The sequence below is a fragment of the Pseudomonas sp. QLc11A genome (assembly GCF_052112305.1).
In the GTDB taxonomy this organism is placed as follows: Bacteria; Pseudomonadota; Gammaproteobacteria; order Pseudomonadales; family Pseudomonadaceae; genus Aquipseudomonas; species Aquipseudomonas laurylsulfatiphila.
This window is the reverse complement of the sequence record NZ_JAVAJJ010000004.1, coordinates 167,069-180,377: the sequence shown is the minus strand read 5'-3', so window position 1 is coordinate 180,377 and position 13,309 is coordinate 167,069. Positions and strand designations below refer to the sequence as shown.

Here is a 13,309-nt window from a genome sequence, read left to right as displayed (position 1 = left end):
CATCCTGCATTCAGGAATACGCTGCGTGTGGCGGGAGAGCCGGTGAATTGTCTTGGAGACCTGGTGAAAATTTCGTGCAACGCATATCCGGAAACAAATTAAAGCGCCCTGCCCGGCCAAAAACGCAAACGCCCCGAACCGGTCGGGGCGCTGCGAAGTCACCTTTATAGCAGCACGCCGTTACTTCTCGGCGCGTTCCTTGAGGGCTTTCAAGGTATTGAACGGGGCATCCACCACGAACTTGTTGGCCACCATCGACGGCACGCTGCCACCCGGTTCGGTGTGCACCTGATAGGTCACTTCGATCTGGTCGCCCTTGGGTACGAACTTCCAGAAACCGTCGACCTTGGCGACCCGGACGAAGCCTTTTTCTTCAGGAAGGTATTTCGGTACGCCTTCGAGCTTGCGGGTCAGGCTGCCATCGGCACCTTCGGTGGTGGTGATGTGCAGCACCGAGTCACGCGCAGTCACCGGCCATGGGGTGTTGAACTGAGTGTAGGTCCAGCTCTGGTCACCTTCGTGCTTGAGCAACTTCTGGGTTTTGCATTCGTGAATCCAGGCGCAGGCTCCGGACACGTCATCCTGCAACGCGCGCAGCTTGGCCATGGTGGTTTTCATTAGCGTAACGCCCTGGTAGGCCTTGTAATCGGACCCGGCCACTTCACTCAGGGAGACCTTGATGCCGTCTTCGTTTTTCGCGGTTTTCCAGTCTTCGGCCTGGGCCGTCGTGGTAGCCAGCACAACCGTCAAACCACACAGTACAGCCATACGATGCAGCGAACCCATAGTCTTATTCCTTATTGTTGAAGTTCCGTTCGTTGGGTTTGCACCTTCGATCTCCGTCAGGTCTTTTGGAGGTGATCACAGGTGCGAGCCCACTCATCACGCCGCCGTCATTTGCTCCCACCAGCCAATCAGCCGGATGGCTTCTTCGCTGCTGCTTCCGCACACCTCGGGGTCGGCCTCGAAGGCAGAACACACCGCCGGCCGTTCCGGCTGGCCGAAAATATTGCACAGGTTATCGGCGGAAAGTTGCAGGCAACGCTGCCCCGCGGCCTTGCCGTTGGGCATACCGGGGATCGGTGAACTGATGGACGGGGCAATGCAACAAGCGCCACAGCCCTCACGGCATTTCATGACGACAAGCTCCTCGCGACGAGCAATGTGTAAAAGGACGGGGCACAGAGTACCCGCTAAAACAGTTGTTTTAAATTACCTGCGAGCGGGTTTTTCCATGTTAACGGGCATGACCGACCAGTCTCTGACAAAGCATCTGTTCTGCGGCTCGCGGAACTTGCTGGCGTTACTGCTTGAACTCGAAATCCAGTGCCGCGCCTTCAACCTCACGGCGCTCTTCATTGCGCAGTTGCAGCTGCATTTCATTACTGAGCAGGCGGCCGTTGAGCTGGAACGGGCTGCTGCCGCTTTTGTCACCGAACATCTGGGGCAGCAGCGGTTCGCGCTTGGACAACGGCACTGTTCCGACCGGCTTGAGTTCCTGAACCATATCCTTGGGCAAGCTCAGGTCCAGCTTGGCGGATGGAAGCTCGGTCTTTACCACTTCGCTGGCCGGTTTCGATTTGGAAGCAATGGGTGGGCGTTTTTTCGCGGGCGTCGCCGGTTTTTTGGCCGGCGAGGCTTTTTTTGCTGGTGCGGTTTCTATCGGTGCGACGTGGAAACTGCCGGTGGCCTGCTGATCCTGCTCAGTGGCGGCAACGACGGATACCGGCTGAATACTCGCAATCAGGCAGAGCAAAAGCCAGGCGGCAGGAAAAGTCGGTTTCATGTATCCAACGGTGGGTGCAAACGGCAGAGGTGTCTATGCTCGCCTGTTGCAGCCCACAAGACAAGCGCAGTAGCAGACTATTACAAACTGCCAGCCATCTCCTGGCAGAGTTGGGTGGCCAGCATGCCCAGGGTCATCAACGCGCGCTCGGCTTCACGATTCCAGGGCGTGCCGCAATTGAGGCGAATGCAGTGATTGAATTGCTCGGTATTACTGAAGATCAGCCCGGGCGCAATACTGATGCCCTGCTGCAATGCCCGCACGTGCAACTCCTGGGTGTTGACCCGCCCCGGCAGACTGACCCACAGAATGAAGCCACCGGTAGGCCGGGTCATCTGCGTGCCCTCGGGGAAATACTGCTGTACGGCCAACTGGAAGGCACTGAGGTTCTTGCGGTACTCCTGACGGATAAAGCGCAAATGCCGGTCATACCCGCCATTCTCCAGGTAAGCGGCAATTCCCATCTGGGTCACGCTACACGCTGAATGCGTGCTGAAGGTCTGCAAGCGCTGGATTTCCTGCTGATACTTGCCGGCAATCATCCAGCCGATCCGCACCCCGGGTGACAGGGTTTTCGAGAAGCTTGAGCAATAGATCACCCGGTCCAGCCGGTCATAGGCCTTGAGGGATTTGGTGCGTCCCTGCTCGAACATCAGCTCACCGTAGATATCGTCTTCGACAATCTGGATATCGAAGTCCGACGCCAGGCGCAGCAGTTGTTTCTGCCGCTCTTCAGGCATGGTGCCGCCCAACGGGTTACTCAGCCGGGTGGTCAGCACCAACGCCTTGATCGACCACTGGTTGGCTGCCAGTTGCAGGGCTTCCAGGCTCATGCCCGTTGCCGGATCGCTGGGGATCTCGATGACCTTGAGGCCCAACAGATCGGCCAGTTGCAGTAACCCGTAATAGGTCGGCGACTCGGCAGCAATCAGATCGCCCGGACGGGTCAGCACGCGCAAGGACATCTGCAGCGCATCGACGCAGCCGTGGGTGATCACCACTTCCGACGGATCGACCACCACGCCGGCATCGCGCATGCGGATCGCCACCTGTCGGCGCAACGGCTCGAAACCGGGGCTGAACATGTAACTGAAGGCCCGCGGGCTATGGAAACGAGTGACTTTGGCCAATTGCTGATGCAGCGCACGCACTGGTAAATAGTCGACACTCGGCACTGCAGCGCCCAGCGGGAAGACACCTTCACGGCGGGATTCGACCAGCACTTGTTGAATGATGCTGCTACGGGTGACCAGGCCGGGGCGCTCGACCCGGGCGATGTCCGGCGTCGGCGCCGTGAGTGCCGGCGTCTGGTGCACGTAGTAACCCGACTGCGGCCGGGCGCGGATCAGCCCCTGATCTTCGAGATTGGCATACGCCTGCAACACCGTCGCATGACTGACATTGAGCTGCGAGCTCATCTTGCGCACCGAAGGCACGCGCTCTCCCGGCTGATAGACCCCTCGGCGGATGTCTTCGGCCAGTTGTTGAGCAATACGTTGATAGAGCAAAAGATTGGTCATGACGCAGCACTCGATTTCACGGGCATTTTATTCTTGTGTAAAACAATACCGGAACAGTTTAGAAGTGTACGGGGACAGTTACCACAATAGTCGACCGTACAGTGCAGTGTCAGCAAAATCTGTACTGTTTTGTGCGGTAATCGGCAGGCGTAAAAAAACCCGGCGCTGCATGGCAGGCCGGGTTTTCCATCGACGCACACCCTACCGGGCGGCGCCGAGCTGGCCGTTTTCGTCGGAAAACACAATTTCCACCCGACGGTTCTGCGCACGGCCCCGCTCCGACGCATTCGCGTCCACGGGATACTCGTCGCCATAACCTTCGACCTGGATGCGCTTGTCGTCGATGCCCAGGTCCATCAGCACGTCAGCCACCGACTGTGCACGGTCGCGAGACAGCTTGAGGTTTTCCTGCTTGCCCCCGGTACTGTCCGTGTAACCTTCGATCCGCACCACACGCTTGGGGTTGAGTTGCAGGAACTGCACGATCTTCAACACCACGCGGTTGGCCGAAGGTTTCAATTCCGCTTCGCCGGTGTCGAACAGCATGTCGCCCAACGTCATCACCAGACCGCGGTCGGTCTGGGAGGTGGTCAATGCCAGGATCTGCTCTTCGAGCCATTTGCCTTGCTGCTGCACACTGAACAGTTTGGACTCACGCAATGCCAGTTGCAGGCGCTGCCGTTCCAGTTCGAGTTTTGCCGCTTTTTCTTCGTTGAGCGCCTGATTGGTGTGTTCCCGGGCAATGGCGCTATAGCGCTGGCTCAGGTAGGCGTAATGCACCACGTCCGAACCACTGCCCCAATAGCTGGACAGGCGATCGGCACGGGCCAGGGACTCACCGGCGCGGATCACGTCCTTGGGGGCGATTCGCAGGACATTGGAGTCTTCCTTGACCTTCTGAAAGTCGGTTCCGGCCTGCTGCAGCGAGGTCTCGCTGTGCTGGCTGACGCAACCGGTCAGGCTGGCGGCCAGAATCAAACCGCCAAGGGTTTTGCGCTTGAGGCTCATTGAGCATCTCCCAGTTGCTTTTGCAGACGGGCGATGCGGGTGTTAAGCACGTTCAACTGTTCCTCGCTCTTGGCCGTCAGCACCTTGGCCTCAGCCAAGCGCGCATCCAGTTCGGCCTGTTCGGCGCGCATGCGCGCATTCTTGAACGATTGATCAGTCATGTTGCCCTTGGCGCGGTTGTACTTGTCCTCGGCCAGCTTCATTTCCGGCACATCGTCGGCGGTCGCACCCACGGCCTTGGCCTGTTCGAGTGCCTGTTCGGTCAGGCGCATTTGTTCGTTCGGCGCCGGATCGGTTGCACAACCGGCCAGGGCGACAATGGCCACGGCAGCGAAAAGAGGTCGAATACTCACTAAATATCCCTACTGTTTTGGGGTACTGACGGGTTGTTGCGAGGGTTGCTGCGGTTGTGAGCGTTGTGCCTTCCAGCGCTCGATATTGCGCAGCAGAACGGCCTCCGTCAGTCCGGACGCGGGCAATTCTGTCATCTTTTTGGCCAACTGTCCGCGCAACCACGGATCGTTGCAGGCCGAGTTGTGGGAAATCGCCAGGAACAGGCCAGGCTTGTCGACCGGTTGCGAACGTGCGATCAGATCACCGGCCATGCCCAGCGTCTGTGCAGTCGCCATGCCCGAGTAACGTCCGGCCAGGACAAATTCGACTTCGCCCAACAACAGTTTCTGAAAGGCAAGGGTCAGGCTGGACGTGCGCGCGAGGGTTAATTGCTGTGCGGCAAAGGTGCTGAATTGCGGGGTCAATCGAGCCTTTTCCGACACGGCACCCGGATGGCCGTGCAGATCTGTGGCTTCGTTGTAGACCAGTGCCGAATCCTTGCGCGTCCAGACCAGGTAGTCGTTTTCCAGCAAGGGTGGATGGATGTAATCCAGGGTTTCCAGCTCGCTGACGGTCAACGTCGCGTCCGCCAGCATGTCCATGCGTCCGCTGCGCACTTCGTCCAGGGCCTGGGCGCGTTTGCCGGCATACAGCAGTTCGACCTTGAGCCCCAACTCCCCCGCCACTTGCTGCAACAAATCGGCATTGGCACCGATCAGGTGCTTGGGATTCTGCGGGTCTTGCCACAGGTACGGCGGCGCATCGGGGCTGCCGGTGACCACCAGGCGTTCGCATTTGCCTGCGGCGAAAGACAGCGCCGGCAACAGCGTTAATCCCAGCAAGCTCCACACAAGGCGCAAATCCATGGCTTCACACTCCACTCATACCCGGTTATGCCTCCTGTAGGAGCGAGCTTGCTCGCGATGGACGTCAATGCGCCGCGTTTTTTCAGAATGAACGCATCATCGTTAACGCCCATCGCGAGCAAGCTCGCTCCTACAGAGAGCAAAAAAAAGCCCGGCCAAAAGGCCGGGCTCTTTATAAGTCAAGCCGCCGGTTTAGACCAGCTTCTCGAACTCGGGGATGGCTTCGAACAGGTCCGCCACCAGGCCGTAATCGGCCACCTGGAAGATCGGCGCTTCTTCGTCCTTGTTGATCGCAACGATCACTTTGGAGTCTTTCATGCCGGCCAGGTGCTGGATCGCGCCGGAGATACCGACGGCGATGTACAGCTGTGGAGCAACGATCTTGCCGGTCTGACCGACCTGCATGTCGTTCGGAACAAAACCTGCGTCGACCGCGGCGCGCGAAGCCCCCACGGCAGCGCCCAGCTTGTCGGCCAGGGCGTACAGGTGCTTGAAGTTGTCGCCGTTCTGCATGCCGCGCCCGCCCGAAACGACGATCTTGGCAGCGGTCAGTTCCGGACGATCGGACTTGGCCAGTTCTTCGCCGACGAAGCTGGAGATACCAGCGTCGTGGGCAGCAGCAACCGCTTCAACAGCAGCCGAACCACCTTCAGCGGCAACCGGGTCGAAACCGGTGGCACGCACGGTGATCACTTTCACTGCAGCGTTCGATTGAACGGTAGCGATGGCGTTACCGGCGTAGATCGGGCGCTTGAAGGTGTCAGCGCTTTCTACCGAGATGATCTCGGAGATCTGGTCAACGTCCAGTGCAGCGGCAACGCGCGGCAGAATGTTTTTGCCGTTGGAAGTGGCGGCAGCCAGGATGTGGCTGTAGCCCTTGCCCAGTTCGGCGACCAGTGGAGCAACGTTTTCCGGCAGCTGGTGAGCGTAGGCAGCGTTGTCGGCCACCAGCACTTTAGCCACGCCAGCGACTTTCGCAGCGGCTTCAGCCACGGCGCCAGCGCCCTGGCCTGCAACCAGAACGTGGATGTCACCACCGATTTTGGCGGCGGCAGCAACGGTGTTCAGCGTGGCCGGGGCCAGCACTTTGTTGTCGTGTTCAGCAATAACCAAGATAGTCATTTAGATTACCTTCGCTTCGTTTTTCAGTTTCTCGACCAGTTCAGCCACCGACTTGACCTTGATACCCGCGCTGCGTGCAGCCGGCGCTTCGACTTTCAGGGTCTTGTTGGTGGAGGCGGTGGAAACGCCCAAAGCGTCCGGAGTCAGCACTTCGAGAGGCTTCTTCTTGGCTTTCATGATGTTTGGCAGAGACGCGTAGCGCGGCTCGTTCAAACGCAGGTCGGTGGTGACGATGGCCGGCAGTTTCAGGGAAACTGTCTGCGCGCCGCCGTCGATTTCGCGAGTCACGGCAACGCTGTCGCCGCTGATTTCGACTTTCGAAGCGAACGTGCCCTGACCGTAGCCGCTCAGTGCAGCGAGCATCTGGCCAGTCTGGTTGTTGTCGCTGTCGATGGCCTGTTTGCCAAGGATCACCAGCTGAGGCTGTTCCTTGTCGACAACAGCCTTGAGCAGCTTGGCAACGGCCAGGGAAGTCAGGTCTTCGGCGGACTCGACGAGGATGGCGCGGTCGGCACCCAGAGCCAGCGCGGTGCGCAGTTGCTCTTGAGCGGTGGACGGGCCGACGGAGACGACGACGATTTCAGTCGCAACACCTTTCTCTTTCAGGCGTACGGCTTCTTCCACGGCGATCTCGCAGAACGGGTTCATCGACATCTTGACGTTGGCAAGATCGACGCCGGAATTGTCCGCCTTGACGCGAACCTTGACGTTGTAATCCACAACGCGTTTGACAGCTACAAGAACCTTCATGGATTCCTCGTTACTCTCCGGTGAAAAGAAAGTCGCCTAGGCGAACCTGGCGGTTGATGCTCATCGGGCGCAAGGGCACCTCTAAAAACGCCGGCTAACGTGTCAAGTGACCATCACTCATGATCTGCATGACCATTCGTCAGTGGTGACTGACGAGTCATTCAACGTCACGGCGTGTAAACTTCGCGCCAAACCCACACGGCGCATCACTCTCTACTGCCATCGCCCTGTCTTTAGAGGTGCTCTTGAAACCAACTGCCAGCCTACGGCGAGCGCAAAACCGCCCGTATCTTGACCGGAACGCCTATTCCGGTCAATACGCCAAAATGGCCGTTCATAAGGCGCGTGACTTTGATTTCTCTGGCTTTGAGCCAATTCAAACAAACGTTTGTATTGGACGCTGAGAGTGGTGTAGATATAATGCGCCACCCAAAGAGAAAGGTGGTCAATCGATTGTCCGCTTTCGGCGTTGTGCCGGAATTCATGGATGCGACACCCAACCTCCAAATTAGAAAAAAAACTGTTGAGCCTTGAGTAGGAGATAACCTGTGGAACGCGAATACATGGAATTCGACGTCGTCATCGTCGGTGCCGGCCCCGCTGGTCTTTCCGCCGCCTGCCGCTTGAAGCAGAAGGCCGCCGAAGCCGGTAAGGAAATCAGCGTCTGCGTGGTCGAAAAAGGCTCCGAAGTCGGTGCTCACATTCTGTCCGGTGCCGTGTTCGAACCACGCGCCCTGAACGAACTGTTCCCGGACTGGAAAGAACTCGGCGCGCCGCTGAACACCCCCGTCACCCGTGACGACATCTTCGTGCTGAAGAACGCTGAAAGCGCGCAGAAAGTTCCGGACTTCTTTGTGCCCAAGACCATGCACAACGAAGGCAACTACATCATCTCCCTGGGCAACCTGTGCCGCTGGCTGGCCCAGCAGGCCGAGAACCTGGGCGTGGAAATCTACCCGGGCTTCGCCGCTCAGGAAGCGCTGATCGACGAGAACGGCGTGGTGCGCGGGATCATCACCGGTGACCTGGGTGTCGACCGCGAAGGCCATCCGAAAGAAGGCCTGTACACCCCGGGCATGGAACTGCGTGGCAAATACACGCTGTTCGCCGAAGGTTGCCGTGGCCATATCGGCAAGCAACTGATCAAGCGCTTCAACCTCGACAGCGATGCCGACGCCCAGCACTACGGCATCGGCCTGAAGGAAATCTGGGAAGTCGACCCGGCCAAGCATCAACCCGGCCTGGTGGTGCACACCGCCGGTTGGCCGATGGACATCATGGGCACCGAGAACACCGGTGGCTCGTTCCTCTATCACCTGGAAAACAACCAGGTCGTCGTCGGCCTGATCGTCGACCTGTCCTACAGCAACACCTACCTGTCGCCGTTCGACGAGTTCCAGCGTCTCAAGCATCACCCGGTGCTCAAGCAGTACCTGGAAGGCGGCAAGCGCATCAGCTACGGCGCTCGCGCCATCTGCAAAGGCGGCCTGAACTCGCTGCCGAAGATGGTCTTCAAGGGCGGTGCGCTGATCGGTTGCGACCTCGGCACCCTGAACTTCGCCAAGATCAAGGGCAGCCACACCGCGATGAAGTCCGGCATGCTCGCCGCTGAATCCGTGGCCGAAGCACTGTTCGCAGAGAAGGACGGCAGCGAAGAGCTGACCACCTACGTCGACGCGTTCAAGAAGAGCTGGCTCTATGATGAACTGTTCGCCAGCCGCAACTTCGGCCCGGCGATCCACAAGTTCGGCGCCATCGTCGGTGGCGGCTTCAACTGGCTGGACCAGAACATCTTCGGCGGCAAACTGCCGTTCACCCTGCACGACACCAAGCCGGATTACGCTTGCCTGAAACTGGCGGCCGACTGCAAGAAGATCGACTACCCGAAACCGGACGGCAAGATCAGCTTCGATAAACTCAGCTCGGTATTCATCTCCGGTACCAACCACGAAGAAGAGCAGCCGTGCCACCTGAAGCTGGCCGATGCGAGCATCCCGATCAGCAAGAACCTGCCGTTGTACGATGAACCGGCACAGCGTTACTGCCCGGCCGGCGTGTATGAAGTGATCACCAAGGAAGACGGCGAGAAGCGCTTCCAGATCAACGCCCAGAACTGCGTTCACTGCAAGACCTGCGACATCAAGGATCCTGCACAGAACATCACCTGGGTGACGCCGGAAGGCGCTGGCGGCCCGACTTACCCGAACATGTAAGCCTACCGCTGAACATCAAGGCTCCCGAATGGGGGCCTTTTTGTTGCCTGGCATTTATGCAACAACACAAACCCCATGTGGGAGCGGGCTTGCTCGCGAAAGCGGTGTATCAATCGACATCCATGTTGAATGAATGACCGCTTTCGCGAGCAAGCCCGCTCCCACAAAGGGGTCGAATCAGACCTTGAGGCCCAGCTCCGCCGACAGCCGTGCCGTGACCCCTTTGATCAACGGAATCAGCTCAGCCATTTTCTCCAGCGGCATATACGGCACGGTACTGGCAATGCTGATGCCGGCGACGATGCGTTTGCTGGCATCGCGCACCGGCGCTGCCACGCAACGGATCGACGGCTCGTTATCTTCCAGATCGAAGGCATAGCCGCCGGCCACGTACTCGACCATGCGCTGCTCGAACTGCTCCCAGGATTGCTCCGGGTGCTGCGGCCAGAACTGGTTTTTTCCACCCACCGGCAGGCTGACTTCGTACAGGCGCTGCCACTCTTGCGGCGAATCATCGAGCATCAGCGCCTTGCCGATCCCGGTGCGCGCCAGCGGCATGCGATGGCCGACCCGCGAACGCATTTCCGGGCCATTGCGCCCCGGGTTCTTGTGCAGGTACAGCACTTCGTCGCCTTCACGGATCGCCAGATGAATGGTGTCGCCGGTCAACGCCGACAACTCATCCAGATACGGCCCGGCCAGGGTCACCAACGGCAACTCTTCACGGGCCTGAAACCCCAACTCGATCAGTTTCGGCCCCAGCAGATAGCCGACTTGCGGCACCACCCGCAGGTAACGCTCGTCCACCAGGCAACTGGCCAGGCGATGGGTGGTGCTGCGCGTGGTGCCGATCAGCCGGGCGATTTCCTTGAGATCGCGGGCGCCGCTGGCCACGGCATGAACCACACCCAAACCGCGAAGCAGGGTCTGGGTGCCGGTCGGTGCGGCGTCCTTGGCGATTTTTGGGGCGTCTTCCTGCATATCCAGCCTTTACCGTTGAGCGAGTGAACGGGCGGCATTATGGTCGCCCGCGTGCCACGACTACAACTTGATACGCTCGACCTTGCCCACCAGCAAGATGTAGGACAGTGCGCCAATCAATGCCAACACCGAGATGTAGGTGATCGCCGGGGCAAAGGAATCACCCGTGGCGAGGAAGCCGATCACGATCGGCGTGGCAATGGCCGCCAGGTTGCCGATGAAGTTGAACACCCCGCCGGTCAGCCCGAGCAAACGCGCCGGGGCGAGCGTCGACACTAGTGACCAGGTGATCGAAGCCAGGCCGTTGCCGAAGAATGCCAGCGCGAGGAAGGCAATCACCAGCGGCGTCGACTCAACGAAGTTGGCGCCGATGATCGAGGTGGAAATCAGCAAGCCGCTGATGATCGGCAACTTGCGGGCGAAACCCACCGTGTAACCGCGACGGATCAAAAAGTCCGAGAAGAAACCGGAGCACAGTACGCCGACAAAGGCCGCGAGAAACGGCAGCGACGCCAACAGGCCGGACTTGATGAAATCCATACCGCGATATTTCACCAGGTAGGTCGGGAACCACGTCAGGAAAAACCACAGGGTCGAGTTGAGGCAGAACTGGCCGAGGTAGATGCCCCAGAGTTTACGTTTGGTCAGGACAATGCCAAGGTCAGTCCAGCTGAATTTGGCTTTGACCTTGGCCTGTTCGGCCTGGATATCCACCAGCCCGCCGCCCTCGCGGATCAAGTCGATCTCCGCCTGATTGGCGCCTTTGAAGTCCCGCGGCTCGCGATACACCGCGTACCAGATCACGGCCCACAGAATGCCTACCGCGCCGGTGGTGACGAACACCATGTGCCAGCCGAATTCGTGCTGCAGCCAGGCCAGCACCGGTGTCAGGAAAGCCAGGCCGACGAATTGCCCGGAGGTGTAGAAACCGATGGCCGTGGCGCGCTCGCGCTCGGGGAACCAGGTGGTGACCACGCGGCTGTTGATCGGATAGGCCGGCGCCTCGAGGGCCCCGACCGCCATGCGCAGCACGAACAGCGCGATGAAGCTGCCGGCGAAACCGAGCATCACGGTGGCAATCGACCACAGCAACAGCGCTGCCGTGTAAAGGATGCGTGGCGGTACCCGGTCTACCAGCCAGCCGCCGGGGATCTGCATGGCGGCGTAGGTCCAGCCGAAGGCAGAGAAGATCAGGCCGACATGAATCGGGTCGATGCCCAGGTCACTGGTCAATGCCGGGGCGGCAATCGACAGGTTGCTGCGGTCCAGGTAGTTGATCACCACCGTGATGAACAACAGCACCATGATGAAAAAACGCTTGCGGCTGGGCGTCACCAAGGACGCCTGCCCGGTGAGGGTTTGCGGTTGCATGGGGGGTGCCTCTTCTTATGGTTATTGAGGTCGATTGAAGTCTTGTGTGTACTCGGATCCACTGCCGATGGAGATCGAGTGTGGGAGCGGGCTTGCTCGCGAAAGCGGAGTGTCAGTCAACATCTATGTTGAATGTGCCGCCCTCTTCGCGAGCAAGCCCGCTCCCACAGGGATATGTGGTGGGTCAGAGATCACTCACCACTCGGCAAAACTGCCATCGGCATGGCGCCAGATCGGGTTGCGCCAGCGGTGGCCGATGGCGGCGCGTTCGATCACGTATTCCTCGTTGATCTCGATGCCCAGGCCCGGGCCGTTCGGGATCTTCACGAAGCCCTGGTCGTAGTCGAACACCCGTGGGTCTTTCACGTAGTCGAGCAGGTCGTTGCTCTCGTTGTAATGGATGCCCAGGCTCTGCTCCTGGATGAATGCGTTGTAGCAAGCCGCGTCCAGTTGCAGGCAGGCCGCCAGGGCAATCGGCCCCAGCGGGCAATGCAACGCCAGCGCCACGTCGTAGGCTTCGGCCATGTTGGCGATCTTGCGGGTTTCGGTGATACCACCGGCGTGGGACGCATCCGGCTGGATGATGTCGACGTAGCCTTCGCTGAGCACGCGCTTGAAATCCCAGCGCGAGAACAGGCGCTCCCCGAGGGCAATCGGTGTACTGGTCAGTGGTGCCAGTTCTTTCAGCGCTTCGTAGTTTTCGCTGAGCACCGGCTCTTCGATGAACATCAGTTTGTACGGGTCGAGTTCCTTCATCAGCACCTTGGCCATGGGCTTGTGCACCCGGCCATGGAAGTCCACGCCGATGCCGACGTTCGGGCCGACCGCATCGCGCACGGCGGCGACATTGGCCAGGGCCTGGTCGACCTTGTCGAAGGTGTCGAGGAATTGCAGCTCTTCGGTGCCATTCATTTTCACCGCAGTGAAACCGCGTTCGACAGCTTCTTTGGCAGCACGCGCCGTGTCCGCCGGACGGTCGCCGCCGATCCACGAATAGACGCGAATCTTGTCCCGCACCTGACCACCCAGCAGGTCGCTGACCGACACGCCCAGCGCCTTGCCCTTGATGTCCCACAAGGCCTGGTCAATACCGGCCAGGGCGCTCATGTGGATCGCACCGCCACGGTAGAATCCGCCGCGATAGAGCACGGTCCAGATGTCTTCGATGTTGCGCGGGTCCTTACCGATCAGGTAATCGGACAATTCTTCAACGGCAGCGGCAACGGTGTGGGCGCGGCCTTCGACCACGGGCTCGCCCCAACCGGTGACGCCCTCGTCGGTTTCGACCTTGAGGAAGCACCAGCGTGGCGGAACGATGAAGGTGGTCAATTTGGTGATTTTCATCTGTTGTCTCTCTTA

13 protein-coding genes are annotated in these 13,309 nt (G+C 59.5%); 1 reads left to right on the top strand and 12 read right to left on the bottom strand.

What is annotated here, in order from left to right; translation table 11 throughout:
- Nucleotides 1-180 precede the first annotated feature (180 nt).
- The 9 genes from Q8X48_RS08405 to Q8X48_RS08365 form a co-directional block, all read right to left on the bottom strand.
- Nucleotides 181-786, bottom strand: coding sequence for an START domain-containing protein (locus Q8X48_RS08405; RefSeq protein ID WP_407800531.1), 606 nt, complete (start codon nt 784-786; stop codon nt 181-183).
- A 96-nt stretch (nt 787-882) separates the two neighbouring features.
- Nucleotides 883-1,137 (bottom strand): YkgJ family cysteine cluster protein, encoded by a 255-nt coding sequence (locus Q8X48_RS08400; protein WP_007973695.1) that lies wholly within the window; start codon nt 1,135-1,137, stop codon nt 883-885.
- A 166-nt stretch (nt 1,138-1,303) separates the two neighbouring features.
- On the bottom strand, nt 1,304-1,786 hold the full coding sequence (locus tag Q8X48_RS08395; protein ID WP_015093952.1) for a hypothetical protein: 483 nt from the start codon (nt 1,784-1,786) through the stop codon (nt 1,304-1,306).
- An 80-nt stretch (nt 1,787-1,866) separates the two neighbouring features.
- Nucleotides 1,867-3,306 (bottom strand): aminotransferase-like domain-containing protein, encoded by a 1,440-nt coding sequence (locus Q8X48_RS08390; protein ID WP_015093951.1) that lies wholly within the window; start codon nt 3,304-3,306, stop codon nt 1,867-1,869.
- 201 nt (nt 3,307-3,507) lie between these two features.
- Nucleotides 3,508-4,314: an OmpA family protein gene (locus Q8X48_RS08385; RefSeq protein ID WP_095966321.1), complete on the bottom strand. Its 807-nt coding sequence runs from the start codon at nt 4,312-4,314 to the stop codon at nt 3,508-3,510.
- Nucleotides 4,311-4,667, bottom strand: coding sequence for a DUF4398 domain-containing protein (locus Q8X48_RS08380; protein WP_015093949.1), 357 nt, complete (start codon nt 4,665-4,667; stop codon nt 4,311-4,313). Before Q8X48_RS08380 ends, Q8X48_RS08385 begins: the two co-directional genes overlap by 4 nt.
- 9 nt (nt 4,668-4,676) lie before the next feature.
- The gene (locus Q8X48_RS08375; RefSeq protein WP_407800532.1) at nt 4,677-5,513 is read right to left on the bottom strand and encodes a substrate-binding periplasmic protein; all 837 of its coding nucleotides are present in this window, start codon (nt 5,511-5,513) and stop codon (nt 4,677-4,679) included.
- 192 nt (nt 5,514-5,705) lie between these two features.
- Complete coding sequence (locus Q8X48_RS08370) at nt 5,706-6,635, bottom strand: electron transfer flavoprotein subunit alpha/FixB family protein (protein WP_223534377.1); 930 nt, start codon at nt 6,633-6,635, stop codon at nt 5,706-5,708.
- Nucleotides 6,636-7,385 carry an electron transfer flavoprotein subunit beta/FixA family protein gene (locus tag Q8X48_RS08365; RefSeq protein ID WP_015093946.1) on the bottom strand — a complete coding sequence of 250 codons (750 nt, stop codon included), beginning with the start codon at nt 7,383-7,385 and terminating at the stop codon, nt 6,636-6,638.
- A gap of 548 nt (nt 7,386-7,933) precedes the next feature.
- On the opposite strand from Q8X48_RS08365, the gene Q8X48_RS08360 reads away from it, so the two are divergent.
- Nucleotides 7,934-9,598: an electron transfer flavoprotein-ubiquinone oxidoreductase gene (locus tag Q8X48_RS08360; RefSeq protein WP_126049885.1), complete on the top strand. Its 1,665-nt coding sequence runs from the start codon at nt 7,934-7,936 to the stop codon at nt 9,596-9,598.
- 177 nt (nt 9,599-9,775) lie between these two features.
- Here Q8X48_RS08360 and Q8X48_RS08355 read toward each other — a convergent pair whose 3' ends face one another.
- The 3 genes from Q8X48_RS08355 to dgoD form a co-directional block, all read right to left on the bottom strand.
- Nucleotides 9,776-10,579, bottom strand: coding sequence for an IclR family transcriptional regulator (locus Q8X48_RS08355; protein WP_095966318.1), 804 nt, complete (start codon nt 10,577-10,579; stop codon nt 9,776-9,778).
- 60 nt (nt 10,580-10,639) lie between these two features.
- Nucleotides 10,640-11,950, bottom strand: a complete 1,311-nt coding sequence (locus tag Q8X48_RS08350; RefSeq protein WP_116579996.1) for an MFS transporter — start codon at nt 11,948-11,950, stop codon at nt 10,640-10,642.
- A gap of 195 nt (nt 11,951-12,145) precedes the next feature.
- Nucleotides 12,146-13,294 carry a galactonate dehydratase gene (gene dgoD, locus Q8X48_RS08345; RefSeq protein ID WP_007977010.1) on the bottom strand — a complete coding sequence of 383 codons (1,149 nt, stop codon included), beginning with the start codon at nt 13,292-13,294 and terminating at the stop codon, nt 12,146-12,148.
- Nucleotides 13,295-13,309 lie beyond the last annotated feature (15 nt).

Excerpts from the sequence above, each read along its gene's own strand:
- Q8X48_RS08405 (WP_407800531.1), bottom strand. The coding sequence starts at position 786 with ATGGGTTCGCTGCATCGTATGGCTGTACTGTGTGGTTTGACGGTTGTG.
- Q8X48_RS08400 (WP_007973695.1), bottom strand. The coding sequence starts at position 1,137 with ATGAAATGCCGTGAGGGCTGTGGCGCTTGTTGCATTGCCCCGTCCATC.
- Q8X48_RS08395 (WP_015093952.1), bottom strand. The coding sequence starts at position 1,786 with ATGAAACCGACTTTTCCTGCCGCCTGGCTTTTGCTCTGCCTGATTGCG.
- Q8X48_RS08390 (WP_015093951.1), bottom strand. The coding sequence starts at position 3,306 with ATGACCAATCTTTTGCTCTATCAACGTATTGCTCAACAACTGGCCGAA.
- Q8X48_RS08385 (WP_095966321.1), bottom strand. The coding sequence starts at position 4,314 with ATGAGCCTCAAGCGCAAAACCCTTGGCGGTTTGATTCTGGCCGCCAGC.
- Q8X48_RS08375 (WP_407800532.1), bottom strand. The coding sequence starts at position 5,513 with ATGGATTTGCGCCTTGTGTGGAGCTTGCTGGGATTAACGCTGTTGCCG.
- Q8X48_RS08370 (WP_223534377.1), bottom strand. The coding sequence starts at position 6,635 with ATGACTATCTTGGTTATTGCTGAACACGACAACAAAGTGCTGGCCCCG.
- Q8X48_RS08365 (WP_015093946.1), bottom strand. The coding sequence starts at position 7,385 with ATGAAGGTTCTTGTAGCTGTCAAACGCGTTGTGGATTACAACGTCAAG.
- Q8X48_RS08355 (WP_095966318.1), bottom strand. The coding sequence starts at position 10,579 with ATGCAGGAAGACGCCCCAAAAATCGCCAAGGACGCCGCACCGACCGGC.
- Q8X48_RS08350 (WP_116579996.1), bottom strand. The coding sequence starts at position 11,950 with ATGCAACCGCAAACCCTCACCGGGCAGGCGTCCTTGGTGACGCCCAGC.
- dgoD (WP_007977010.1), bottom strand. The coding sequence starts at position 13,294 with ATGAAAATCACCAAATTGACCACCTTCATCGTTCCGCCACGCTGGTGC.